Origin of the sequence: Roseovarius sp. SCSIO 43702, from assembly GCF_019599045.1 — a bacterium.
GTDB lineage: Bacteria > Pseudomonadota > Alphaproteobacteria > Rhodobacterales > Rhodobacteraceae > Roseovarius.
The window spans coordinates 221491-244535 of sequence record NZ_CP080623.1 but is presented as its reverse complement, the minus strand read 5'-3'; the positions used below and the strand labels follow the sequence as shown (position 1 = coordinate 244535).

At 63.1% G+C, this 23045-nt stretch carries 24 protein-coding genes and 1 pseudogene; 10 read left to right on the top strand and 15 right to left on the bottom strand.

Features of this window, described 5'->3' with window-relative positions; genetic code table 11:
• Positions 1–62: 62 nt before the first annotated feature.
• From K1T73_RS01170 to rbfA, 9 genes and pseudogenes are all read right to left on the bottom strand, one after another.
• Positions 63–1280 carry an aromatic ring-hydroxylating dioxygenase subunit alpha gene (locus K1T73_RS01170; protein ID WP_220602186.1) on the bottom strand — a complete coding sequence of 406 codons (1218 nt, stop codon included), beginning with the start codon at positions 1278–1280 and terminating at the stop codon, positions 63–65.
• A 149-nt stretch (positions 1281–1429) separates the two neighbouring features.
• A complete protein-coding gene (rpsO, locus tag K1T73_RS01165; protein ID WP_220602185.1) occupies positions 1430–1699 on the bottom strand; it encodes a 30S ribosomal protein S15 in 270 nt (89 codons plus the stop codon).
• Positions 1700–1837: 138 nt separating this feature from the next.
• Positions 1838–2029 carry a hypothetical protein gene (locus K1T73_RS17780; RefSeq protein ID WP_259400387.1) on the bottom strand — a complete coding sequence of 64 codons (192 nt, stop codon included), beginning with the start codon at positions 2027–2029 and terminating at the stop codon, positions 1838–1840.
• 243 nt (positions 2030–2272) lie between these two features.
• A pseudogene (locus tag K1T73_RS18030) lies at positions 2273–2851 on the bottom strand (calcium-binding protein); the annotation flags it as partial.
• Positions 2852–2981: 130 nt separating this feature from the next.
• Complete coding sequence (locus K1T73_RS01155; protein ID WP_220602183.1) at positions 2982–3533, bottom strand: DUF1643 domain-containing protein; 552 nt, start codon at positions 3531–3533, stop codon at positions 2982–2984.
• A gap of 16 nt (positions 3534–3549) precedes the next feature.
• The gene (truB, locus tag K1T73_RS01150) at positions 3550–4470 is read right to left on the bottom strand and encodes a tRNA pseudouridine(55) synthase TruB (protein WP_220602182.1); all 921 of its coding nucleotides are present in this window, start codon (positions 4468–4470) and stop codon (positions 3550–3552) included.
• Between the two features lie 63 nt (positions 4471–4533).
• On the bottom strand, positions 4534–6018 hold the full coding sequence (locus tag K1T73_RS01145) for an MATE family efflux transporter (protein WP_259400385.1): 1485 nt from the start codon (positions 6016–6018) through the stop codon (positions 4534–4536).
• Positions 6019–6028: 10 nt separating this feature from the next.
• A complete protein-coding gene (locus K1T73_RS01140) occupies positions 6029–6745 on the bottom strand; it encodes a phosphodiester glycosidase family protein (RefSeq protein WP_220603562.1) in 717 nt (238 codons plus the stop codon).
• 16 nt (positions 6746–6761) lie between these two features.
• Positions 6762–7157: a 30S ribosome-binding factor RbfA gene (gene rbfA / locus K1T73_RS01135; protein ID WP_220602181.1), complete on the bottom strand. Its 396-nt coding sequence runs from the start codon at positions 7155–7157 to the stop codon at positions 6762–6764.
• A gap of 82 nt (positions 7158–7239) precedes the next feature.
• Here rbfA and dapB point away from each other — a divergent pair, with 82 nt between their 5' ends.
• Positions 7240–8052 (top strand): 4-hydroxy-tetrahydrodipicolinate reductase, encoded by an 813-nt coding sequence (dapB, locus tag K1T73_RS01130; protein WP_220602180.1) that lies wholly within the window; start codon positions 7240–7242, stop codon positions 8050–8052.
• Between the two features lie 2 nt (positions 8053–8054).
• Here dapB and K1T73_RS01125 read toward each other — a convergent pair whose 3' ends face one another.
• The gene (locus tag K1T73_RS01125) at positions 8055–9194 is read right to left on the bottom strand and encodes an aminotransferase class I/II-fold pyridoxal phosphate-dependent enzyme (protein ID WP_220602179.1); all 1140 of its coding nucleotides are present in this window, start codon (positions 9192–9194) and stop codon (positions 8055–8057) included.
• Between the two features lie 106 nt (positions 9195–9300).
• On the opposite strand from K1T73_RS01125, the gene K1T73_RS01120 reads away from it, so the two are divergent.
• Complete coding sequence (locus K1T73_RS01120; protein WP_220602178.1) at positions 9301–9654, top strand: dihydrodipicolinate reductase; 354 nt, start codon at positions 9301–9303, stop codon at positions 9652–9654.
• A 16-nt stretch (positions 9655–9670) separates the two neighbouring features.
• On the opposite strand, the gene K1T73_RS01115 is transcribed toward K1T73_RS01120, so the two are convergent.
• Positions 9671–9853 (bottom strand): DUF1674 domain-containing protein, encoded by a 183-nt coding sequence (locus tag K1T73_RS01115; RefSeq protein WP_220602177.1) that lies wholly within the window; start codon positions 9851–9853, stop codon positions 9671–9673.
• A gap of 64 nt (positions 9854–9917) precedes the next feature.
• Between K1T73_RS01115 and K1T73_RS01110 the strand changes: the two genes are divergently transcribed.
• The 7 genes from K1T73_RS01110 to K1T73_RS01080 all read left to right on the top strand — a co-directional run bounded on the left by K1T73_RS01110 (position 9918) and on the right by K1T73_RS01080 (position 18438).
• Positions 9918–11186: an RsmB/NOP family class I SAM-dependent RNA methyltransferase gene (locus K1T73_RS01110; RefSeq protein ID WP_220602176.1), complete on the top strand. Its 1269-nt coding sequence runs from the start codon at positions 9918–9920 to the stop codon at positions 11184–11186.
• 124 nt (positions 11187–11310) lie between these two features.
• Positions 11311–13035, top strand: coding sequence for a heparinase II/III family protein (locus K1T73_RS01105; protein ID WP_220602175.1), 1725 nt, complete (start codon positions 11311–11313; stop codon positions 13033–13035).
• 6 nt (positions 13036–13041) lie between these two features.
• The gene (gene purH / locus K1T73_RS01100; protein WP_220602174.1) at positions 13042–14637 is read left to right on the top strand and encodes a bifunctional phosphoribosylaminoimidazolecarboxamide formyltransferase/IMP cyclohydrolase; all 1596 of its coding nucleotides are present in this window, start codon (positions 13042–13044) and stop codon (positions 14635–14637) included.
• Between the two features lie 11 nt (positions 14638–14648).
• On the top strand, positions 14649–15119 hold the full coding sequence (gene lspA / locus K1T73_RS01095) for a signal peptidase II (protein ID WP_220602173.1): 471 nt from the start codon (positions 14649–14651) through the stop codon (positions 15117–15119).
• 52 nt (positions 15120–15171) lie between these two features.
• The gene (locus tag K1T73_RS01090; RefSeq protein WP_220602172.1) at positions 15172–15696 is read left to right on the top strand and encodes a DUF3035 domain-containing protein; all 525 of its coding nucleotides are present in this window, start codon (positions 15172–15174) and stop codon (positions 15694–15696) included.
• 100 nt (positions 15697–15796) lie between these two features.
• Positions 15797–17128, top strand: a complete 1332-nt coding sequence (locus K1T73_RS01085; protein ID WP_220603561.1) for a pitrilysin family protein — start codon at positions 15797–15799, stop codon at positions 17126–17128.
• Complete coding sequence (locus K1T73_RS01080; RefSeq protein ID WP_220602171.1) at positions 17125–18438, top strand: pitrilysin family protein; 1314 nt, start codon at positions 17125–17127, stop codon at positions 18436–18438. Before K1T73_RS01085 ends, K1T73_RS01080 begins: the two co-directional genes overlap by 4 nt.
• Here the strand turns inward: K1T73_RS01080 and K1T73_RS01075 are convergent.
• Positions 18435–19136: a 2-dehydro-3-deoxygalactonokinase gene (locus K1T73_RS01075; RefSeq protein WP_220602170.1), complete on the bottom strand. Its 702-nt coding sequence runs from the start codon at positions 19134–19136 to the stop codon at positions 18435–18437. The genes K1T73_RS01080 and K1T73_RS01075 overlap by 4 nt on opposite strands.
• Entirely contained in the window at positions 19133–19555 is a 423-nt protein-coding gene (locus tag K1T73_RS01070; protein WP_220602169.1) for a TIGR01244 family sulfur transferase, read from the bottom strand. The genes K1T73_RS01075 and K1T73_RS01070 overlap by 4 nt, the downstream gene beginning before the upstream one ends.
• Before the next feature lie 115 nt (positions 19556–19670).
• Here K1T73_RS01070 and radC point away from each other — a divergent pair, with 115 nt between their 5' ends.
• Positions 19671–20432: a RadC family protein gene (gene radC, locus K1T73_RS01065; protein WP_220602168.1), complete on the top strand. Its 762-nt coding sequence runs from the start codon at positions 19671–19673 to the stop codon at positions 20430–20432.
• Positions 20433–20441: 9 nt separating this feature from the next.
• On the opposite strand, the gene K1T73_RS01060 is transcribed toward radC, so the two are convergent.
• Together K1T73_RS01060 and K1T73_RS01055 are read right to left on the bottom strand one after the other, a co-directional pair.
• On the bottom strand, positions 20442–22004 hold the full coding sequence (locus tag K1T73_RS01060) for a substrate-binding domain-containing protein (RefSeq protein WP_220602167.1): 1563 nt from the start codon (positions 22002–22004) through the stop codon (positions 20442–20444).
• Between the two features lie 23 nt (positions 22005–22027).
• The gene (locus K1T73_RS01055; protein ID WP_220602166.1) at positions 22028–23020 is read right to left on the bottom strand and encodes a hypothetical protein; all 993 of its coding nucleotides are present in this window, start codon (positions 23018–23020) and stop codon (positions 22028–22030) included.
• Positions 23021–23045 lie beyond the last annotated feature (25 nt).

Genomic DNA, 23045 nt, shown 5'->3' with positions numbered 1-23045 from the left:
CAGATGCGGGGGCCATATAGCAGTTTGACTGATTTGGAAAGCGCCTAAGCGGAGGGGCGGGACTAGCGGTCCTCCTTGCGCCTGCGGCTCGCGCGACTTGCGGGCGCTTCGCCCAGGGCCGGCTCACCGAGTTGCCGGCGCACCCAGTCCTGAAAGAGGAAGACCTCGTATTCCTCCTGCATGAGAACCCCGTAATCGAACCTGCGACTGGCGAGGCCCGCCTGATTGAGCTCACAGGCGGCGCCGTCCTGTTCCATCACCAGCTTTCCGAAATCCGTGATCCGGGCCGGATCGAAATCCGGGCGATCCTGCATCTCGGGATCGAAGAGCCAGTCCGCTGTCAGCGTCATCTCCTCGGGTCCCGTCGGTATAATCTGGACCGTTCGCACGTAGTCTGCATGATGCGCGATGAAGATCGAGGGCATGACGGTGACGTAACGTTGACCGGTGTCGAGATCGTCATCGGTCACCCCGGCAAGGCGGCCCTGCGCCCGGCCATCCATCGACCAGGTTTCCGCCCCCTCGCGGAGGCCGCCCGACGCGCGGGGCGCCGGGTCATCGGGGTGTTCACTCCACGACGGATCGTCGCGGCGGGCCATGATGGCGCGACCGTAAATCGGCACGAGGTTCGACAGCTCCGGATGGATGTTGGGACAATGCAGACACTCGTTGTAATTCTCCCAGAACACTTTCCAGTTGCATTTCAACTGCTTGGTATAGCTGTGGCCAACCCTTAGATCCGCGAGCGGCCAGTTGTCGACATAGGCTGTTTCATCGCCGTAGAGCTCGTCGAACGATCGGGCCGACGGATCAAGGTTCACGAAGACGAACCCGCCCCACTCGGCCACCGATACCGACAGGAGCGGATGATCCGCGCGGTCGAACCCGTCAACGGGGCGCATCGGTCCCGTCGCGCGAAGAGCACCCGAAAGATCATACGCCCATTGATGATAGGGACAGACGAGCAGTGGCTTCTCGAGGGTGCCCGATGGCTTCTGGCACAGGATTGAGCCCCGGTGGCGGCAGGTATTGAGAAATCCACGAAGCGCCCCCTCCGCGTTTCGAAGTAACAGAACCGGCTGACCCGCCACCTCGAAGGTGCGAAAACTGCGTGGTCCATCGAGCGTTTCGCTGCGGCACAGGTAGATCCAGTTCCGGCCCCAGATCAACTCGAGCTCGCGCGCATGATGCGCGGGATCGCGATACCACGCAGCCGGCAGCGACGGCATCGACCGGGAGAGACCGTTGAACTCGGTTTCCAGAACTGGATGATCGTCCATTTCAGCGCGTCCTTCTCTGCTCGAGGTTCGATTCAACGTCGATTCATAGCAAATCCGGCGAGAAAAGTTGAGCGGAGATCATGCGGTCACGAAAAAGCGCCCGCTTCGATGAAGCGAGCGCTATTCGAACGATCCCGGGGATCGACTGCTCAGCGACGGATGCCAAGGCGTTTGATCAGGTCGCGATAGCGATCCTCATCCTTGCCCTTCAGGTAATCAAGAAGCTTCCGACGCTGCGCGACCATCTTCAGAAGGCCACGACGACCGTGATTGTCCTTCTTGTGGGTCTTGAAGTGCTCGGTGAGCGTCGTGATCCGCGAGGTCAGGATTGCGACCTGTACCTCGGGCGAGCCGGTGTCGCCGTCCTTGGTCGCAAACTCTTTCATCACGCGTGCTTTTTCATCAGCGGTAATCGACATCGGGGTCTCCTTTCGGGTCCAGAGTTCAAGGGCGCAAGCCGGGATGTCGTCCAGCAAGGTCCTGTTCGAGAACGCTATCTGCCTAGCAGATGCGATGGGGGCGTATAAGCGCCCAGCGATGGAAAGAAAAGGGAAAAGTCAGCCGGCCATCAGGTCTTGCGCGACGCTGCGGGCCAGAAGGTTGATGTGCGAGGCATCGAGGGGAAAGCCGTTATGGATCATTGCTATCCGTTCACCATTCAGCAGAACGTGCTGTCGCGACGGGTCTTTGGCATCGGACTCGACATCAACCTCGGGATCACTGTCCCGGGAATCGTCGAACACGATCATCAGGGTATCCTCGTCATGAGAGAAATCGATGATCTCGGCCTCGTGGTCCTTCGTCAACCAATCCCCGAGCAGGAAGCGATCCTCACCCTCCCCGCCGGTGAGAACATCGCCACCGCCCGCCACGAGAAGATCGTCGCCCCCTCCACCGTTCAGGTAGTCGCGTTCTGCGTCCTCCTCTTCGTCACCTGGGCCGCTTATCGTATCGTCGCCCCAACCGCCGAAAAGCACATCCTCGCCGGATCCGCCGTGAAGGCTGTCGTCGCCGAGCCCACCGTGCAGCGTATCGTCTCCGTCATTCCCGGCAAGCGTGTCGTCTGCCGCCCCGCCGTGCAGTGCGTCATCTCCCGATCCACCACTGAGGCTGTCGTTGCCGCCATGACCCAGAACCACATCGCCACCGGCTCCGCCATCGGCGTGATCGTCGCCAGCCCCGCCTTGCAGGGTGTCGTCACCACCACCCCCGGACAGCGAATCCGCGCCATCGCCACCCCAGAGGCCATCGGGACCCGCGCCCCCGGCGAGGGTGTCATCGCCGCCATACCCGTTCACGACATCGCGCAAGTCGCTGCCGGCGTCCCGGTCATCTGCCTCCGTTCCGGCGACGATCCGCTCCTCGTTTCCGGGATCGGACCCGGTGCCGATAGCCGTCCCGGTTATGGAGGTCTCTTGAGATACTGTCGGCCCATCGCCGGGCGCCGTATCGGGCCGCGACGCGAAATCCAGAATGGATCCGGGAGCAGTTTCAGGGGGCTGATCCGCGGTGCCGACATCTGGTCCGCTCTCGACGCTCTCGGTCGTATCCTCGTCCTCATCATGCGACATGCCGAAAATCGCAGTCGCGCTGATTGCCATCGCACCCAAGAGACCCGCAAGCATGAACATCGTTGCACCATCCGCTCTGACCCCAGGATATCGGGCCATATCGAACACGCGCTTTCAATTCCGATCTGGCTTACTGGTTAACGGCTCCGTGCTGCGCCAGGGCGAGGCGATCCTCTTCGAGCCACGGTCGCGGTCTCTCGGAGTATCCGATGTAAAGCGGATGTCTGGGGTGCCCGGCCTTGGTGAGCCCGAGGTGAAAGACGGGCGCACCCGCCTCCCCCAACAAGCGCGCGACCGCGGACCCACGGTCGAGATACGCACCATGGCTGCCCCACGCCGCGATCACCTGATCAGCCCACGGAAGACTTTCTAGGATGGCCGCATCGTTCGCTTCTCCGACCGGCTCGGCGGCGGCACGCATAGCCTTGGGGTCGGTATCCCGCCACGCGAAGATGTTGGTCACGCGGAACGCGCCGAACCCCAACGCGCGGGCCCGACGCTCGCACCGCTCGACGGTCGGGTCATTCTGAATCTCCGTCGCCGTCGAGGGGTTGAGCATGATGAACAGCGCGCGGCGACCCGACGGCTCCCATACTCGCGTCAGGCTGTAGCGGTATCTCTCGCAGTCGGAATAGATGGCGACCGACTGGGCATCGCCCTTGAGATGCGACCGCTCGATCATCTGGAAAACCCGGCGGTCATTCGTCCGTCACCAGGCGAAAGACCCGCGACGGGTGAACCTCTCCAGCCTTGAATACACCGACGGCGACCGCCTTTCCATCGAGGGAAACCCAGCATTCGTCGCCGTATTCGATATCCGCCGTGGGTATCACTAGACCGGGATTGCCGTTGCGCAATCTCGCGGCTCCCTCCGGTGTCGTTCGCAATTCGGGCAAATCCTGCAGGCCAGACTCCGTTGGCAAGAGATACGTATCCAGCTCGGGATCGTGCGCAAGCGCCTCAAGCTTTTCCAGATCGATACCATCACCTGCCTCGAACGGACCCGACCAGATGCGCCGCAGCGAAACCACATGCCCAAGGCAGCCCAGCGCCTCGCCCAGATCACGGGCCACGGAACGAACATACCCACCCTTTCCGCAGATCATCTCGAAATCCGCATGATCACGATCCGGCCGATCGACCAGAGTCAATTCCTCCACCCACAAGGGCCGTGCGGCGATCTCGACCTCCTCGCCGTCGCGCGCCAGTTTGTAGGCGCGTTCACCGTCGATCTTCACGGCCGAGAATTTCGGGGGCACCTGCATGATATCGCCAACGAACGCTCCAAGTTTTTTCTTGATCTCATCGTCCGAGGGGCGGACATCGCTCGATGCGATGATCTCGCCCTCGGCGTCGTCGGTGTTCGTTGCCTGGCCGAACCGGACACGAAAACGATAGGCTTTGAGCGCATCGGTGACGTACGGCACGGTTTTTGTCGCCTCCCCCAGTGCGACGGCAAGAACGCCTGTCGCTTCGGGATCGAGGGTGCCCGCGTGACCTGCCTTCTTTGCCTGAAGCGCCCAGCGCACCTTGTTGACGATCGCGGTCGAGGTCAGACCGTCGGGCTTGTCCACCACCAACCAGCCAGAGATGTCGCGGCCTTTGCGCTTGCGCCCCATGTCGAAGCCTTTTCCTGGAAACCGGGAGAGGGTCGCCTAGCTCACCGTGATTCCCGTGTCAATTCACGCCTGTCGCGACCGCTGCGCTATCCAGCGCGCCGGGGTTTCCACGATTGCCCATTGCTCATCAAGCAATCCGACCGACCGGCAAGCCACGATTGCCGCCCACGCGGCGATCGCGTTCGCCGTGACGGTTGCGGCAAGGATGCCGGTATAGCCGAAGACCATGACACCGGCCCATGCCGCCGGCACGTAGATCAGGAATATGCGGCTGGCACTGAGGGTCATCGACCAAAGCGCGCGATCTCGCGCATTCATCGCGGCGTTGGCAGTGATGAGAACTCCATAGCCGAAGAACCCCCAGCTTGCGATGCGCAGATAGGATGCGGTGAAATCCTTGGCACCGTCTCCGGCCGTCATCAGAGTCGCGACCGGATCGGCAATGATCAGCAGAAGAGCGGCGACTGCGAGACTGTAGATCACGCACACAACGAAGGTAAGCCGAACCGCGGCCCGTGCGCGGCCTGTCTTCTCGGCACCCCATGCCTGTCCGACGACCGGTCCGATACCGGAGGAAAGCGCCAGCATGGGGATGATGACGAAGGCCTGGATCCGGCCGGCGGCGCCGAATCCGGCGACGGCCGCGTCCGAAATGGTGGCGACCGCTGCGGTGATGATCGCCATCCCGGCCGGATTGATCGCGTTCGACAGCGCGGCCGGGGCGCCGACCTTTCCGATGGCCTGGAAGGACGAAGTGATGTCCCGCATCGGAGAGCAATCGAGACGAAGCGCGCGCACCCTTATCGCGAAGATGCAGACACCCACGAAGGAAAGACCCCGCGCGATCAATGTCGCAAGTCCCGCGCCCGCGGTGCCCTGTTCGGGAAGTGGTCCCCATCCGAAGATCATCACTGGATCGAGCCCGATGTTGACCACGGATTGTGCAAGCATCGCGATCGCCGCCACCTCGCTGCGGCCCCCGGCTCGGAAAACGGAGTTGAGCGACATTCCCACCACCAGGACCGGGAAGCTCGCGCACCAGTAGGGAACATAGCCCACTGCCGCATCGAGAACCTTTCCATCCGCCCCCATCAGACCGAAGAGCCACCCGGCCACGAAATAGAAGAACACCGCGACGATGACCGAGAGTATGGCTCCGAGCAGCATCGCGTGAAGCGTCATGCGCGCTTGCTCATCGTCTTTCGCCCCTCCTCCGATCGAGCGTGAGAGCACGGCGCTCGTGCCGGCGGAGAGCCCGATCGAAAGCGACGTCAGGGCGGTGGTCACCGGAAAGATGAAGCCTATCGCCGCAAGCGAGGCATCTCCATGACGGGCAAGGAAGAAGGCGTCGGCCAATCCGACCGATAGCACCCCGAGAATACCCAGGGTCATCGGTGCGCTGACACGCACAAGCGCCCGCCCCACGGAACCGCTGTTGAGATCCTGATCCGACGCCATGCGCCCTGCACCGCCCTGCAACTTTTCCAGTCGTTGGCTAGATAGAGTGCCGTCTCCGCCGATCCAGTCAGCCGAGAGGAGGCGCTGCACTGGTGATGTTTCAGTCGAGCGGCTCGACCACCCCAACGATCGGACCCATCGGAAAGCCGCGATCATGACGATCGAGTTGTGGCGCGTAGAGCCGCGAAACCTTTCCGTCGAAGTAAAGCGCGTTGGGAAGGTTCAGCGTATCCCTGAAGAATCGACCGAAAGTGTGGAAGTTGACCCGCTCATCCGAGATTACGAAGACCGCCCGCTTGCCATCGGCCGAGGTGCCGACGCCGTTGCGGATGTATTTGCTATCCCCGTCCTTCAGGAAGCGGGGATGCAACTCCCCATCAATGACGAGCATCGGTCCCGACTGCGTGGCATGCTCACAATCCGTGGCCTCACGCTCGAAACGCAGGCTTTCGATCACGTCGGCACGGCCCTCGCGCACGCACAGTACGCCATTCGGCAGAAGCCCAAAATTCCCCGGACCCTTCGACGTCACGAGCCGCATCTTCTGGCGCCCGTTCTCGATATAGAGCCCGACGGGTGACAGGTCGTTGTGATACATCCCGGCATTCATCGCGAAGGAGAGGCGGCCACCTGCCTCGGCCAGCATCGCTTCGACAGAGGGGAAACTTCCGAGCACTTCGCCAGCCTCATTCGCGTGGAAAACGCGAATGTCCTCATTGCTCGCATCGACTTCGCAGTAGGTAAAGCCAAGCCCGTCCGGTTCCATCCTGATGCGGTCGCAATCGACCGCCAGAGCCGGCGTGGTGGCGCAGATCATCGCCACCAGTGCAGCGCTAATCCTCGGTATCACGGCGCACGTCGTCTTTCTCGAAAAGCCGTCGCGCCTCGTCCATCTTGTCAAAGGTCTCGTCCAGGCGAAACCTCAGCTCCGGCGCGAACTTGAGCGCAAGTTTCTGTCCGATGATGCGCCGCAATTCTCCCTGGTTGCGGGCAAGCAGACCGACGATCTCGTCCTGCCCCTTGCCCCCCAGTGGAAGCACGTAGGCGGTCGCGATCTTGAGATCGGGCGAGGTGCGCACTTCGCCGACCGTGACGGAATACCGGTTGAGATCGGGATCGTGAATATCACCTCGCATCAACACTTCGGAAAGCGTCCGGCGGATGAGTTCGCCGACACGAAGCTGACGCTGGGAGGGGCCGGGCCCGTCTTGGAACTTGTTCTTGGCCATGCGTTTCCATCTAAGGCGTCGCGCCATCTTTGCCAAGCCGCTCGCACGACGCTATGGAAGTGTCAGTGAACAGGAGTTTCGCATGGCCGACCTTCCAGGCATCGTAATCGTGGGCGCATCCGGGCGCATGGGGCAAATGCTGGCCCATACAGTAAACGCCAGCGACGGGGCCCGCATTTCGGGCGCCGTCGAGCGAAAAGGGCATCCGTGGATCGGCAAGGACCTGGGCGTCGCGATGGGCGGTCAGGCGCTTGGCGTGACGGTGACGGACGATCCGCTCGAACCCTTCGCCACCGCGCAGGCCATCATCGATTTCACCGCCCCCGCAGCAACGCTGGAATACGCCGAGCTTGCCGCGCAGGCGCGCATCGTGCACGTCATCGGTACGACCGGCCTGACCGAGCAGGATATCGCAAAGATCGATGCCGCCGCGCGTCACGCGACGATCATCCGTGCCGGCAACATGAGCCTCGGTGTGAATCTTCTCGTGCAGTTGACGCGCAAGGTCGCGGAAGCCCTCGATGACGAGTTCGACATCGAGATCATCGAATCCCATCACAACCAGAAGGTCGACGCCCCTTCGGGGACTGCCCTGATGCTGGGACAGGCGGCGGCCGAAGGACGGCGGGTGTCGCTCGAAACGGCAGCGGACCGGGGGCGCGATGGCATGACGGGAAAGCGGCGGCGCGGCGACATCGGCTTCTCGGCCATCCGCGGCGGCGACATCGTCGGAGAGCATGACGTCCTCTTCGCGGCCAAGGGTGAGCGGATCGTGCTGCGTCACATCGCGACCGACCGTGGCATCTTCGCGCGCGGCGCCCTCAAGGCAGCCCTTTGGGGCATCGGGCGGGGACCCGGAGCATTCGACATGACGGACGTGCTCGGCCTGGCCTGAAATCAGGCCCTGTTCCGGCGCAGATGCGCATCCATGGCTGCAAGACCCTCGTCCATTCCCCGACGACCGACGCCGATCCTGAAGCGATCTGCGGGGGTCTCGCTCAGCTCCGAGGAATAGATCGTCGACGGCAGAAGCAGAACACCCGCCTCCTCGACAAGCGATTTCGCGAAGGCTTCGACACCATCGCGGCCCAGGTAGCGCGGAAAGGCCATGCATGACCCGTCGGGCCTTCGCCATTCGAAGAGATCGGGGTAGCGCGCGAAGAAGGCTTCGAGCTTTGGCAGGTTCTCATCCACGATGGCGCAGTTTCGGGACAGTATCGCGTCGCGGTTCTTCAACGCGATGACCGCAAGCCGTTCGCTCGGCCCCGAATTGCAGATCGACAGATAGTGCTTGAGCCGTTCCATTCGGCGCAGCACGGCCTGGTCCCGGCATGCGATCCAACCGATCCTCAACCCGGGAAGGCCATAGGATTTCGACATCACGCCGAGCGACAGGCCGCGTTCGTATTCGTCGGCGACAAGGGGAAGGTGCACGGCGTCGCTGGGACCAAGTCCGTGAAATATCTCGTCGTGCAGGATCCAGATCCCGTGCTGACGGCAAAGCTCGATGAGAGCCATGTAACGATCGGGCTCCAGTATGGCACCGGTCGGATTATGCGGGAAATTGATCGTCACGAGCTTCGTGTTGGGCCGGATGGCGTCACGCACGCGATCTATGTCGAGCGACCAGCCGTCATCGGGGTCGAGCGGCACCGCCGTCACCTCGCATATCTGGCTGGGCAGCGTTTCGTGCGACTGGTAATTCGGAGTGACGACGATCGCGTGATCCCCCGCTTCCAAAAGAACGGCGTTTGCCGCGAAGATCCCTTCGCTCGCACCGGCGAAACACAGAACGTTATCCGTGGACTGATCTAGGTAGGTCTTCGCGATCGCCTCCCGTAGGTCGGGCGCACCCCAGGTCTCGGTGTAGCCAAGCCACATCGTCTCGAACGCTTTCCGGTCGCTTTCCGAGGCCATCGCCAGGAGCTCGGGCAGGGACATGCTTTCGGCATCCGACGCGGTCAGATGGTACTTCGCCTTGAATTCCCATTTCGAGAAATGGGTCTCCAGCCTGAATTCGGGCAAATTGCCGAGCATCCCGAGAACCTCCACGTTGCATCACCAGCCTGACCTAGAGGTCCCAAACTGATCCGGTTCGAGCCGTCCGCCGTAGACAAGTCAGGTGTAAAAGAGGGAAAACCCCATGCGTATAGTTCTGGCAATCGTCACCGCACTCGGCTTCACCAGTCCCGTGTTCGCCGAAAACTTCACGAAGATCAATGACAAGGCGCGTTTCGTCTCATTGATCCAGGGGCGCAACCTGACCCGCTTCGGTATCAACCTCGTCGTCACGCCGGGCGGAGATATCCGCGGGCGCGCCTTCGGTCGCGACGTCAGCGGCGACTGGATGTGGAAATCCGGATATTTCTGCCGCGATCTCTACTGGGGCGGGAAGGATCTTGGCGCGAACTGCCAAGCCGTCGCGGTGCAAGGCAATACGCTTCGGTTCATATCGGACCGGGGCAAGGGTGAATTCGCCGATCTCGTCCTGAAATGATCTGGCGGGAAGCGGCCTAGAAATCTACGGCAAGGCCCTTCTTCTCCCAGTCCCCGTAGCGAACCGGCTCGAGGCCCTCCTTGCGGCCGCCGAGTTCCTTCGGCAGCGCGGCCTGTTTCTCGATCAGGCGACGGCGCTCCTCGGCTTCGGCGAGGGCGCGTTTGGCCGCGGGGGGCAGTTCCGTTTTCTCGTCCATCATTCGCTTCCGTCGGATTCCTGTTCTTGTTATAGGCATCCACTGTCCGCATTCAAGGAGCCGCGGCATGGCCACGCCCCCCGCTTCCGCAAGAAAAAGCGCTGTCTGGCTCATGGATCAGGTCATGGGCGAACATCGCATGCTCGCCGATATACTGGCGCGCGGCGGGCTCGACCGGCTCCCGCCAGAGGGGCGCGCGCGTGCTCAGCGGCTGACGCTCGAGACCTTGCGCGGACTGGAACGCGCCGACCGCCTCATTTCCCGCCACGTAAGACGCAAGCCGCCCCTTCACATCAGGAACATCCTGCGCGTGGCCACGGTCGAGTTGGCGCACGGCGGCGATGCGCATGGCGTCGTGGGCGAGGCGGTGACGCTTGCCGCCGGTTTCAAACGCGGCGCGAATTACAAGAGCCTCGTCAATGCCGTTCTGCGAAAGATCGCGGTCGAGGCGCCTCGCTCCTGGAACGATCTTCGCACGCCCCGTCTTCCCGACTGGCTGCGCCGCCCGCTCATCGCGGCCTACGGGCCCGGCGCCGTGGCGGCGATGGAGGCCGCGCATCTCGCGGGTGCTCCCTTGGACCTGACCGCCAAGAGCGATGCAGGCGCCGTGGCGGACCTTACAGGCGGCACCGTGCTTCCGACCGGCTCCATACGCATCGACACACCCGGACAGGTATCCGCAATGGCGGGCTACGACACGGGTGATTGGTGGGTACAGGACGCGGCAGCCGCGCTTCCGGCGCGCATCCTTGCCGCGCAGGAGGGCGAGCGTGTGCTCGATCTCTGCGCGGCCCCCGGCGGAAAGACGATGCAGCTTGCGGCGAGTGGCGCGAGGGTCACGGCCCTCGATATCTCGCAGGACCGGATGGCGCGGGTAATCGAGAACCTGAAACGCACGAACCTCGAGGCCGATTGTCGTGTCGAGGATGCCCTTGCTCACGAAGACGGCCCATATGACGCGATTCTGCTCGACGCGCCTTGCTCGGCGACCGGCACCATTCGTCGGCATCCAGACCTTCCCCATGCCAGGACTGGTGACGAGATCGACTCGCTGATCGCCCTCCAGGCGGCAATGATCAACCATGCCTTGTCGCTGCTGAAGCCGGAGGGGCGGCTTCTCTTCTGCACCTGTTCCTTGCTCCCGGACGAAGGCGAGTGCCAGATCGACGAGGCGATCGCACGTCACCCGGGTTTGCGCACGGACCGCGAGGCGCTGAACCTGCCGGGCATCGACCCGAGCTGGATCACCGAGGAGGGGGGGGTGCGCCTTCGACCGGATTACTGGCCCGATCGGGGCGGCATGGACGGCTTCTACATGGCGCTTCTTCGCCGGTGACGCCTTAGGCGGTGACTTGCCGAGACCCCAAGTGTATAGTCCACGAAAATTCGCGCCGCCAAGAGCGCACTGAGCATGGTTGATGTGGACGTCCCGGGAAATATCCGCGCGCTGGGCGCAATTCATGAACCGACTGGCCGCGCGCCGTGCGGCCCTCGCCAGCCCCGCGACGGCCTTCCTCTCCCAACCTGAGCCGCGGACGATCGGAAGTTTCGCGCGCGGACGGCAGCTCTGCGCGGGAAATTTCCTGTTCGCCGGACAATTTATCCAGTCTCCCGGCACGGACATCTGGGATCTCGATCCGCCGGATCGCTACTTCGCGGAAGAGCTGCACGGATTCGTATGGCTCGACGATCTGGCCGCGACGGGTGACACGCTTGCGCGCGAGAAGGCTCAGACCTGGATCTTCGAATGGACACGCAAATATGGTGGCGGCTCGGGGCCGGGCTGGACGCCCGATCTGGCCGGACGTCGGATGATCCGCTGGATCAGTCACGCTTTTTTCATCATGCGGGGTCTCGAATCCCGGAAATCGGACGCCTTTCTGCGCTCTCTCGGACAGCAGGCCCGGTTCCTGCGCAAGCGGTGGCATGCTGCCCGGCCTGGCCTTTCGCGGATCGAGGCCCTTACCGGCCTGCTCTATGCCGGGCTCTCGCTCGAAGGCATGGGCGAGGTCGTCGGACCTGCGAAAGACGCGCTCGCGCGGGAATGTGACGCCGAAATCTCGCAGATGGGCCTGCTTCCGTCGCGCAATCCGGAGGATCTGCTCGACATCTTCACGCTGCTTACATGGGCCGCGATGGCGCTCGAAGAAGCTGGGGACGCCCCGCCAGAGCCGCATCGGCGCGCGATCGAGCGCATTGCCCCGACGCTTCGCACGTTGCGCCATGCCGACGGAGGGCTTGCTCGGTTCCATGGCGGCGGCCGCGGCCTCGAGGGGCGGCTGGACGCGGCCCTGGCATCGAGCGGAATCAAGACGCGTGCGCCTGATGGTTTGGCGATGGGGTTCGCGCGAATGAGCGCCGGCCGGACCACCATAATCATCGACGCAAGCGCGCCGCCGAGCGGCCCGGCCTCGGCGGGGGCCCACGCGTCGACATTGGCGTTCGAGCTTACATCGGGGCGGCGTCCCATGGTGGTGAACTGCGGCTCGGGTCACAGCTTCGGCGCGGATTGGCGCCGCGCCGGGCGCGCGACTCCATCGCATTCGACGCTGGTTCTTGCCGGGGAATCGAGCGCGCGCCTCGGCCCCGAGGGCCACAGGCAGGACTGGCTTGTCTCCGGTCCCACCAATGTGCCCATCGAAACACGCCAGGCGAGCGACGGTCTGCATTTCGAAGGCGCGCATGACGGATACCTGCAACGGTACGGCCTCACCCACGCGAGAAGTCTCGACATGACCTTCGATGGCCGGGGCATTGCGGGCGAGGATATGCTCATCGCGCTCGACAAGCCTGCGCAGTCTCGATTCGACGAGGCCCTCGACGCGGACGGGCTCAAGGGCCTGCGCTTTGACATCAGGTTTCACCTTCATCCCGACGCGGATGCCACGATGGACATGGGCGGCAATGCCATCTCGATCGCGCTCAAGAGCGGTGAGATCTGGATCTTCCGGTCCGACGGGCCCGTCGAGATGAAGATTGCGCCAAGCGTCTATCTCGAGAAATCCCGGCTGAGACCCCGCGCAACGAAACAGATTGTCCTCTCTGGGCGCGCCATGGAATATGCGACGCGAACGAGATGGTCCTTGGCCAAGGCACAGGATACACCCATCGGCATCCGCGACGTTTCGCTGGACAATCCGATTTCGGCGGTCGAAGACCCGGACGACAAGACGAAACAGGAATAGTTGACCATGCCCCATCCCGATCTTGCGCCGGTCAAGCGCGCGTTGCTCTCCGTCTCCGACAAAACCGGCCTCGTCGATCTCGGCCGCGCTCTCTCGGAAATGGGGGTGGATCTCGTGAGCACCGGAGGAAGCGCGAAGACGCTGCGCGAGGCGGGCCTCGAGGTGCGCGATGTGGCAGACCTCACCGGCTTCCCTGAAATGATGGATGGCAGGGTCAAGACGCTTCATCCGAAGGTGCATGGCGGTCTTCTCGCCTTGCGCGACGACAAGGATCACGCGGCCGCGATGGAAGCCCACGACATTGCGCCCATCGACCTCTTGGTGGTCAATCTCTACCCCTTCGAGCAGACGGTCGCGAAGGGCGCGGATTACGAGACCTGCATCGAGAATATCGACATAGGGGGCCCGGCCATGATCCGGGCGGCGGCCAAGAACCACGGTTTCGTGACGACCGTGGTCGACGTCGAGGATTACGAGCCGCTGCTCGACGAACTACGCGCGCATGACGGACAGACCACGCTGGCCTTCCGCCAGTATCTCGCCATGACGGCCTATTCGCGCACGGCCGCCTACGACTCGGCCGTGTCGACCTGGATGGCGGACCAACAGGCGAACCAGGCACCACGCCGCAAGACATTTTCGGGCCGCCTTGCCGACACGCTGCGCTACGGCGAGAACCCGCATCAGAAAGCAGCGTTCTATCTCGACGGTTCGGATCGGCCCGGCGTCGCCACCGCAGTCCAGCACCAGGGCAAGGAGCTGAGCTACAACAACATCAACGACACCGACGCGGCCTTCGAACTGGTGAGTGAATTCGACCCCGCCCAAGGGCCCGTCTGCGCGATTATCAAACATGCCAACCCGTGTGGCGTGGCCCGCGGTGCAACGTTGAAAGAGGCTTATACCCGCGCCTTCGACTGCGATCGCACCTCGGCCTTCGGCGGCATCATCGCGCTCAACCATCCGCTCGACGGCGAAACCGCCGAAGAGATCTGCCGCATCTTCACTGAGGTGGTGATCGCGCCCGGCGCGGATGCAGATGCCAAGAGCGTTTTCGCCTCCAAGAAAAACCTGCGCCTCCTCACCACCGAAACTCTGGCCGATCCCGAAAGCGCGATGCAGACCGTGCGCCAGGTTGCGGGCGGGTATCTCGTGCAGGACAAGGATAACGGCGTGATCACCGGGAACGATCTCAAGATTGTGACGAAACGCGCCCCTTCGGACGAGCAGGTCGCCGATATGCTTTTTGCCTGGAAGGTCGCGAAACACGTGAAATCGAACGCCATCGTCTATGTCAACGACGGTGCCACGGTGGGGATCGGCGCAGGTCAGATGAGCCGCGTCGACAGTTGCCGCATCGCAGCCCGCAAGGCCGAGGACATGGCCGAGGCGCTGGGGCTTGCCCATCCGCTCACCCGTGGCTCGGTCGTTGCGTCGGATGCCTTCTTCCCCTTCGCCGATGGCCTTCTCACCGCCGCCGAAGCCGGCGCCCGCGCCGTCATTCAGCCCGGCGGATCGATGCGCGACGACGAGGTCATCGCCGCCGCCGACGAGGCGGGCCTCGCGGTCGTTCTGACCGGTATGCGCCACTTCCGCCACTGAGGAGAACCACGATGCGCCTCGTCTTCTGGGCCGGATTCATCACCTTCCTTCTCGACCAGGTGACGAAATACATCGTGGTCCACGTGATGAACCTCGATCGGCTGGGTTCGATCGACGTCTTCCCGCCTTTCATCAATTTCCGCATGGCCTGGAACTACGGGATCAATTTCGGACTGCTGTCCGGCGACTCCGATCTTACCCGCTGGGTTCTGATCCTCGTGGCGCTCGTGATCTCGGCCTCGGTCCTGTGGTGGGTTCATCACGATCCGGCCGGGAAATGGCAGAAAATTGCCGCCGGCCTGCTGATCGGAGGCGCGCTGGGCAACGTGGTGGACCGGGTCCTCTACGGTGCAGTCGCCGACTTCCTCAACATGTCATGCTGCGGCTTCGAGAACCCTTACGCGTTCAACGTTGCCGATATTGCCGTGTTTGCCGGCGCACTCGGTGTGGTGATTTTCAGCAATACGGAAAAGCCCGCGTGACGCGACCTGCTTGATACGTTAAACCTGCGGCAAATACGGGTGGAGGCATCTGATGCGCAAGGCCAACATTTTCATTCTTCTGACGGCATCCGCCGTGGTTCTCTCGGCCTGCGGGAGCCGGAATGGCGACGTTCAGCTGACCCGTTTTCAGAAAACCAGCGATGGACCGGACGAGTTCACCGTTCTTCCGACCGGCCCGCTTCAGGCACCGGACAGCTACGCGCAGCTTCCGACGCCGAACCCCGGCGGTCGCAACCTCGTCGATCCCAATCCCGAGGCCGAGGGAATCGACGCACTCGGTGGCAATCAGGCCGCCCTCAACAGGGGCATCAGCGCCAACGAGGTCGGGTTGGTCAACCACGTTCGCCGCAAGGGCGTGACCCCCGGCATCCGTCAGACCCTCGCCCGCGAGGACGAGGAGATCCGCCGCAAGCATGGACGTGTCAACATTCTGCGGCTCGGTCCGGTCGACGACTACACCAACGCCTACAAGCGTCAGTGGCTTGACGCCGATTCCGAGCGAGTGCGGCTGCAACGTCGCGGCATTGCCACGCCCTCGGCCCCGCCGCCGGAGTGAGCCGACCGGCGCAGGTCCTCACGAGTTCGTCACCATGCTTGAAGACCACGCGTCTGCCCGTATCTATGCGCAAGGACAGTTTCCCCATTTCGGAGGTTTCATGCGCAACCTGATCGCCGCTCTCGCGCTATCCATTCTCACCGCGGCATCCGCGCAGGCCGAGGAGCAGGTCACCGACTTCACCCTCGACAACGGCATGGAAGTCGTCGTGATCGAAGATCACCGTGCCCCGGTCGTGGTCCACATGGTCTGGTACAAGGCGGGATCGGCAGATGAAGTGCCCGGAGCGTCCGGTGTGGCGCATTTTCTGGAGCATCTTCTCTTCAAGGGCACCGAAACCCTCGCACCCGGAGAGCTTTCGGCCACCGTTGCCCGCAATGGCGGCTCCGACAACGCCTTTACCAGCTACGATTACACCGCCTATTATCAGCGCATCGCCGCAGATCGGCTCGAGCGGATGATGGAGATGGAAGCGGACCGGATGGTCAATCTCCAGCTTTCCGAAGGTGACATCGCGACAGAGCGCGATGTCATCATCGAAGAACGCAACCAACGCGTCGAGAACAACCCCAGCGCTCTCTTCCGTGAGCAGCAGCGCGCAGCGCTTTACCTGAATCACCGCTACGGCGTGCCCGTGATCGGCTGGCGGCACGAGATGGCGTCGCTCGATCTCGAGGATGCTCTCGACTATTACGAGACCCATTACGCGCCGAACAACGCAATCCTCGTTGTCGCCGGCGACGTGACGCCCGAGGAGGTGCGCGCGCTTGCCGAAGAGCATTACGGCACCATTCCCGCCAACGCGGATTTGTCCCGAAGAAGCCGCCCTCAAGAGCCAGTGCAACTGGCCGAGCGCCGCGTCCTCATGGAAGACGCCCGCGTCGCCCAGCCCTACGTGGCGCGCGCCTACGTCGCCCCGGAACGCGATCCCGGCGAGCAGGAGAAGGCCGCGGCCCTGACGCTTCTGGCCGAGTTGTTGGGGGGCGGCATCACGTCCGTACTGTCGCAGAAACTGCAATTCGAGGAACAGGTCGCGGTCCAGACATCGGCTTGGTACGATGGCACCACGCTTGACGATACGTCGTTCAATTTCGTCGTCGTCCCGGCCGAGGGTGTCAGCCTCGCCGAAGCCGAGGAGGCGCTCGATCAAGTGATCGCCGATTTCCTGGAAACCGGAGTGGACGAGGATCAACTCGCGCGCCTCAAGATGCAATTGCGGGCGGCCATGATCTATGCGCGCGACGACGTGGAAGCCCTGGCCAATCGCTATGGTCAGGGTCTCGCCGTCGGGTTGTCGATCGAGGACATTCGCAAATGGCCCGACATCCTCGGCGCGACCACGTCGGAACAGATCATGAAGGCCGCGCGCGAGATCTTTCAGGACCGCACCTCCGTCACCGGCTGGCTCGAAGGTTCGGAGGTATCGCAATGACCCGCGTTTTTCTTTTCTGCATCGCGTTGCTTCTGGCCCTGCCTGCACGCGCGGATGTGGAGATCAAGGAAATGACGACACCGGGCGGCATTGACGCTTGGCTGGTCGAAGAGCATTCCATCCCCTTCATCGCCTTGGAACTGCGGTTCCGGGGGGGAGCGGCCCTCGATGATCCCGAGAAGCGCGGCGCCATCACGTTGATGACGGCCACGCTCGAAGAAGGCGCGGGCGACATGGACGCGCGCGAATTCACCGAGAGGACCGAGGAGCTGGCCGCGAGTTTCGATTACGACGTCTATGACGACACGTTGACCGTGTCCGCGAGGTTTCTTTCCGAGAACCGCGATGAGGCCGTCGAACACCTGCGCGAAAGCCTTGTGAACCCCCGCTTCGACCAGGATGCCATCGACCGGGTCCGCGCCCAGATTCTCTCGATCATTCGCTCGGACGAGAAAGACCCGCGAAGCCAGGCGTCGGAGGCTCTGGACGCGTTGATTTTCGGAGATCATCCCTACGCCACGTCGCGCAATGGCACGATCGAAACCGTCTCCTCGCTCACGCGCGAAGATATCGTGGCGGCCCACGAAGCGGCCATGGCACGCGACAGGCTCTATGTCAGCGCCGTGGGCGACATCACGGAAGACGAGCTTGCCGAGTTGCTCGACCGACTGCTGGGCGATCTTCCCGAGACCGGCGCCCCCTTGCCGCCTCGCGCCGATGTGACCTTTCCGGGCGGGACCGAGGTCATTCCCTTCGAGACACCGCAATCGGTCGCCGTTTTCGCACAACCCGGCATCGATCGCGATCACCCGGATTTCTTCGCGGCTTACCTGCTGAACCATATTCTCGGGGGCGGCGGATTCGAAAGCCGGCTCATGCAGGAGGTGCGCGAAAAGCGGGGTCTGACCTACGGGGTCTACACCTACCTTCTCAACAAGGATGGCGCGGATCTCTGGGCCGGGTCGGTGTCTTCGGCCAATGACCGCGTCGCCGAGGCCATCGACGTGATCCGCGCCGAGTGGGCCCGGATCCGAGACGAGGGCGTGACGGCGGCGGAACTCGAGGATGCCAAGACCTACCTCACCGGCGCATACCCCCTGCGATTCGATGGAAACGGACCCATCGCCAACATCGCCGTCGGTATGCAGATGGAGGGCCTGCCGGTCGACTATATCGCCACACGCAACGACCAGGTAATGGCCGTGACGCTCGACGACGTTAACCGGGTCGCGCGTGAGTATCTCGACCCCGGCAAGCTCACGTTCGTGGTGGTGGGTCAGCCCGAGGGCCTGATGGACGACTCGAACTAGAAGCCGTTTCTCTCGGCGATCACCGTCAGCCCCGCTTGGCGCATCTCGTTCCGCTGCACCTGCTCAGCCGTCACGCCTTGCATGGCAAGTGCCTGCCGATAGGGCCAATCGGTGCCGATGACCGCAACGCCTTGGCCCAGCCAATAGGGTCGCGCCGCGGCCAGCTCGGCACCGATCAAGGCGCCCGTCACCGCAGCTGCATCTTTTGAAACCTCGGCACGACGCAACAACGCGGCGAGCTTCTCAGGCCGTGACAACGCGTCGTTTAAACTCTCTTCGCCCAATGATCCTGTTCCATCCAGTGCGGTGACAAGACGGCCGGTCGAAAACCCTTGGAAACTCACGATCTCGTCGGCGCTGATCTGGACCCAATGCGTCACGTCACCGGTCGCGCGACAAATCACGCCATCCCAATGCGGCCGGTCACGCAGGAATCCCGCGATCTCCACGCGGGCCCAGCCCGAAAGCCTGTCATGCGGCGAGACCTGGCACAGATCGGGCACGTGGCCGGACGCGGGAAGAACCGGGGCGGGAACATCGGCCTCACCCTTCCCGATATGTATCATCCGCGCCGACACCGGACCACGGCGCGGCTTGGTCAGAACCACGTCTTCCTGCAACTCGGACCCGTCGAGCACGCATTCCCGCCACCCCGAGCGATCATCCTGACCAGCCGCGATCCAGCGCGATGAGGTCACGTGCGGGTGGCTCGTAGCTGCGCCATCAGGCCGGACATGTCATATCCCGCTTCCGCCGCCTTGGCGACGATCTCGTCGGGATCCATCCGGCCGAACTGTGCGATGCTCCAGAGCATGGTGCAGCGCGTCCCGCTGCGGCAATAGGCGAGGATGGGCCCGGGCATCGTGTCGAGCGCCTCCCTGAACCCGTTGACGGCCTCTTCGGTCAGGACGCCCGATCGCACCGGCAGCATAAGGAACGCGATATCCTCTTCCTGCGCGGCGGCCTCGATTTGCGCGTGGCTCGGTTGCTCCGGGTCTTCGTCGTCGGGACGGTTGCAGATGATGGTCCGAAACCCGGCCCGGGCTATCTCGGGCACCTCTTCGGGCGCGATCTGTGGGGCGACGGCGAATTGCTCTGTGATCGGACGAAGGTCCATGTGTCTGCTCCCTGTTTTCGACACTCCCCGTATGCGGCAAAATCGACGACGGGATCAATCCTTCTCCCACCACGACTTAACCGAACCTTAACCTTCCCGGCGCCAGAGTGACGTCATGACACGCAGAGCGGGATTCTCCGATGCGGCGATGCCGCTTTTCTCCGCAGACGAGGCCATCGCGGTGCCCTCGCCAACGCGCACGCCACCCTCATATATCCGCGACCATCGCAAACGCCTGCGCGAGCGTTTCCTTGCCGGCGGGCCGGCGGCGATGCCGGACTACGAGTTGCTCGAACTCGTGCTTTTTCGGGCGATCCCGCGCCGTGACGTCAAACCACTGGCCCGCGCCCTTCTCGAACAGTTCGGCGACTTCAATGCCGTCGTATCCGCACCGCCCGATCGCCTCGCCGCCCTGAGCGGAGTCGGTGACGCCGTCATCTGCGAGCTCAAGGTGATCGAGGCCGCCGCTCACAGGCTCGCGCAATCACGGGTGCTGCGAAAGCAGGTGATCAGTAGCTGGAACAGCCTTCTCGACTATTGTCGTACCGCCATGGCACACCGGGATGTCGAACAGTTTCGCGTCTTCTACCTCGACACCAAGAACGTGCTGATCGCCGATGAGGAACAGGCACGCGGAACCGTGGACCATGTCCCCGTCTACCCGCGCGAAGTGGTCAAGCGCGCGCTCGAGCTGAACGCATCGGCGCTGATCCTGGTGCATAATCACCCCTCGGGCGATCCCACGCCCTCCGAAAGCGACATCACCATGACACAACGGATCGAGGCGGCGGCGGCCACCATGGGCATCACGCTGCATGATCACATCATCGTTGGTCGAACCAGCGATCTGAGCTTCCGGGCCGACGGCTATCTCTGACAAGCACGGCTACCTGAGCCAGACCTCCACGCGCCTGTTCGCCTGCCGACCCCATGCGCTGTCGTCGCAGGCCATCGGCATCGCCTCTCCGAAGGCGCGGGTCTCGAGGATGAAACGATCAAGGTTGGCGGTCTCCGCTGCGGCGATCACGGCGGCCCGAACGGCCATCGCCCGCTTATGCGCGATCTGGCGATTGATACCTGCCGGTCCTTCGCCATCGCCGAACCCGATGAAGACAAGGCGGCGCGTGTCGTAAAGCCCGCCTTCCAGCGCCTGGGCAAGCTGCGTGACGTTCGAACGCGATTGTGCGTCAAGCCGACTGGACCCGGCCTCGAAGCGGAACGTCGTGGTCAGTCGCTTGAGCGGAGTCAGCACCCTCACCATCTGTTGAAGATCTTCGAGGCTCACCTCGTCACCGGCACGCAGGACCGCGTTCGCGAAACGATCTCCCTGCTCGTCGACAGGGATCTCCTCGGGAAGCTGATCGACGAAACCCGCCCGCCTGATGACAAGCTGCGCCGCTGGCGTGCCGGTGAACGCCAGGAATTCCCGCACCAGCCGTGGAAACCGTCGGGCCGGACTGTAGAGGAAGATCGGCGCCGTCAGGGGATAGTCCTCGGTCTTCACGCCGCGACGCGATGCGGATATGGCGAATCCGCATTCACCCGCCAATGGAACCTCTCGCAGGGTCCCGACATCCGATCTGCTGCCCAGCCCGATCGCGAATGGATCTCGGCTCACCGCGTCGACGAGATCGCGCGTCGAGTTGTGTCTGATCGCGTCGGGCGAGAACTCTTTTTCGTCGCCCTTGAGGATCAGGTCTTCCGTCGCCTGCCCCAGACCCGTCGCCGCACTCAGAAGATGGACCGCGATGGGCGCATCCGGCCCGCCCAGCTCATTCCAGTTGGTGATCTTTCCAGACAATACCCTGGCCAGGCGCGGGGTCGTCATGGTCGCGACCGGATTGTCATCCGTCACAAGCGGGACGAGGGCATCAAGCGCGAGAACCCTGCTGCGCCGCCGATCGGTGAGGTCGCCGATCCCCGCCTCCTCCGCGCGGCGCGCTTCGGCCTCCCTAACCTCGCGCAATGTCATGACGATATCGGCCTCATCCGCCAGCAAATCTGCAAAACCCTCATCCGAATTCGACAGATGAATATGGAACCGCCCCTGCGTCTTGCCGGAGTCCTTTTCCACCAGCGCATAAGTCACGCGGCGCGTCTCCGTCCCTTCATCGGCGCGAATGTCGTATCCTTCCTTTTCGCCGAATGCCTCGAGCAGTGCCGGAAGTAGCAGCCGCCCCACCACGGGCGCACCGGAAAACCGGATCTCGGCCACGAAATTGGCCAGATCCGGACAGCCGGGTCCCGAGCAGAGAACACCCGTGCCGTCGACCGTCAGCTCTCCGTAGACGGTATCAACCCGGTAAAATTCTCCATCATACCCCAGAAGGTCGCCATGAATCTCGACGGCGCCATCCCGGGACGTGAGCGTCACATCCTGGGCACTCGAACCGGATCCGATACCTGCAAACAAAAGTGCGGCGAAGATCGCCGCACAGAACCGTATCATGGATGGCCCCCGGTCGAATTGGATCAGTTGGCCGCGATCTTCAGGTCATTGATGAGATTTTTCAACACAAGAAAATCGCCGACCGCATCGCATTCAGGGATCGCCAGGGTCAAATCCTGCGATCTGATCTCGCCCGAATTCGAGAACTCGAGCGTCTGTGCCTCGATATCCTTGTTGCAGTTTTCGGACGTCACCTCGGCCTCGACACTGATTTCCACGCTCGCGCTCGCCACCGAACCCGTCGGGAAGCTGTAGACATCGGCCATCAAAGGCTCGGGCGCACTCGCATCACCCAGCCGGTGAAGAAACCCCTGCGCGTCGGGGCGGGCGTCCGCACCTGCCCAGATATGCCCCGGCCCGCCATAATCGGCCCCTGATTCGCGCGCATGTAGCTGCAGGCCGCTCTTTCCCTTCCATTGCACCACGACGCGATCGAAATCCGCGAACTCGGGAACCGTCGCATTCGCGACCGCCCCTTCGCCGTTCAGGAAGGCAACGATGAAAACGGGCGTCTCGGACAGCGCCGGGACACGCAACTCGCTGTGCCCGTTCTCGTCCGTCACACCCGTGAACATCAGGCCGTTGTGATGCAGCGTGAATCGTTCGTTCCCGAGACATTTCGCATCGAGCTCGAGCCGCACCATCGCCCGCTCCTCGGCTTCGGCCGCGAGGAGATATTCGCAGGTAAGCTGCGGCACGCTCTCCTCTTGGGGCAGCGTCGGAATGGGCTCCGGTTCAGCGACGTCCGGCGCGGACGCCACCGCGGGAAGTGGTGCGATCGGCTCCCCGGTCGCGGAAGGAAAGCTCGGAAGCGCCGATGTCAGCGTCACGTCGTCAAGCGCGAGCTCGGGCGTCAATGCAGCGTCATCCGCAACCGACGCCTTCGCGGTATCGATCCGGTCGACACTCGTCTGAACTGCCTTCGGAGCGCTGCTTTCGCTCTGCATCAAATGCGCGGCCGTCAAAGCGACGGCAAGCGTACCACAGGCAAGCGATGCGTACTTGATCTTTGACATGCCGATTCTCCCACTCCGGGTCTGG

What these genes read in the sequence shown, in the direction of transcription:
- K1T73_RS01120 (WP_220602178.1), top strand. Translation starts at nt 9,301, where the DNA reads ATGCGTATAGTTCTGGCAATCGTCACCGCACTCGGCTTCACCAGTCCC.
- K1T73_RS01085 (WP_220603561.1), top strand. Translation starts at nt 15,797, where the DNA reads ATGCGCAACCTGATCGCCGCTCTCGCGCTATCCATTCTCACCGCGGCA.
- K1T73_RS01140 (WP_220603562.1), bottom strand. Translation starts at nt 6,745, where the DNA reads ATGATCTGCGCCACCACGCCGGCTCTGGCGGTCGATTGCGACCGCATC.
- K1T73_RS01115 (WP_220602177.1), bottom strand. Translation starts at nt 9,853, where the DNA reads ATGATGGACGAGAAAACGGAACTGCCCCCCGCGGCCAAACGCGCCCTC.
- K1T73_RS01155 (WP_220602183.1), bottom strand. Translation starts at nt 3,533, where the DNA reads ATGATCGAGCGGTCGCATCTCAAGGGCGATGCCCAGTCGGTCGCCATC.
- K1T73_RS01070 (WP_220602169.1), bottom strand. Translation starts at nt 19,555, where the DNA reads ATGGACCTTCGTCCGATCACAGAGCAATTCGCCGTCGCCCCACAGATC.
- K1T73_RS01060 (WP_220602167.1), bottom strand. Translation starts at nt 22,004, where the DNA reads ATGATACGGTTCTGTGCGGCGATCTTCGCCGCACTTTTGTTTGCAGGT.
- K1T73_RS01125 (WP_220602179.1), bottom strand. Translation starts at nt 9,194, where the DNA reads ATGCTCGGCAATTTGCCCGAATTCAGGCTGGAGACCCATTTCTCGAAA.
- K1T73_RS01080 (WP_220602171.1), top strand. Translation starts at nt 17,125, where the DNA reads ATGACCCGCGTTTTTCTTTTCTGCATCGCGTTGCTTCTGGCCCTGCCT.
- dapB (WP_220602180.1), top strand. Translation starts at nt 7,240, where the DNA reads ATGGCCGACCTTCCAGGCATCGTAATCGTGGGCGCATCCGGGCGCATG.
- lspA (WP_220602173.1), top strand. Translation starts at nt 14,649, where the DNA reads ATGCGCCTCGTCTTCTGGGCCGGATTCATCACCTTCCTTCTCGACCAG.
- purH (WP_220602174.1), top strand. Translation starts at nt 13,042, where the DNA reads ATGCCCCATCCCGATCTTGCGCCGGTCAAGCGCGCGTTGCTCTCCGTC.
- K1T73_RS01090 (WP_220602172.1), top strand. Translation starts at nt 15,172, where the DNA reads ATGCGCAAGGCCAACATTTTCATTCTTCTGACGGCATCCGCCGTGGTT.
- rbfA (WP_220602181.1), bottom strand. Translation starts at nt 7,157, where the DNA reads ATGGCCAAGAACAAGTTCCAAGACGGGCCCGGCCCCTCCCAGCGTCAG.
- K1T73_RS01170 (WP_220602186.1), bottom strand. Translation starts at nt 1,280, where the DNA reads ATGGACGATCATCCAGTTCTGGAAACCGAGTTCAACGGTCTCTCCCGG.
- radC (WP_220602168.1), top strand. Translation starts at nt 19,671, where the DNA reads ATGACACGCAGAGCGGGATTCTCCGATGCGGCGATGCCGCTTTTCTCC.
- K1T73_RS17780 (WP_259400387.1), bottom strand. Translation starts at nt 2,029, where the DNA reads ATGATCGTGTTCGACGATTCCCGGGACAGTGATCCCGAGGTTGATGTC.
- truB (WP_220602182.1), bottom strand. Translation starts at nt 4,470, where the DNA reads ATGGGGCGCAAGCGCAAAGGCCGCGACATCTCTGGCTGGTTGGTGGTG.
- K1T73_RS01110 (WP_220602176.1), top strand. Translation starts at nt 9,918, where the DNA reads ATGGCCACGCCCCCCGCTTCCGCAAGAAAAAGCGCTGTCTGGCTCATG.
- K1T73_RS01055 (WP_220602166.1), bottom strand. Translation starts at nt 23,020, where the DNA reads ATGTCAAAGATCAAGTACGCATCGCTTGCCTGTGGTACGCTTGCCGTC.
- K1T73_RS01105 (WP_220602175.1), top strand. Translation starts at nt 11,311, where the DNA reads ATGAACCGACTGGCCGCGCGCCGTGCGGCCCTCGCCAGCCCCGCGACG.
- rpsO (WP_220602185.1), bottom strand. Translation starts at nt 1,699, where the DNA reads ATGTCGATTACCGCTGATGAAAAAGCACGCGTGATGAAAGAGTTTGCG.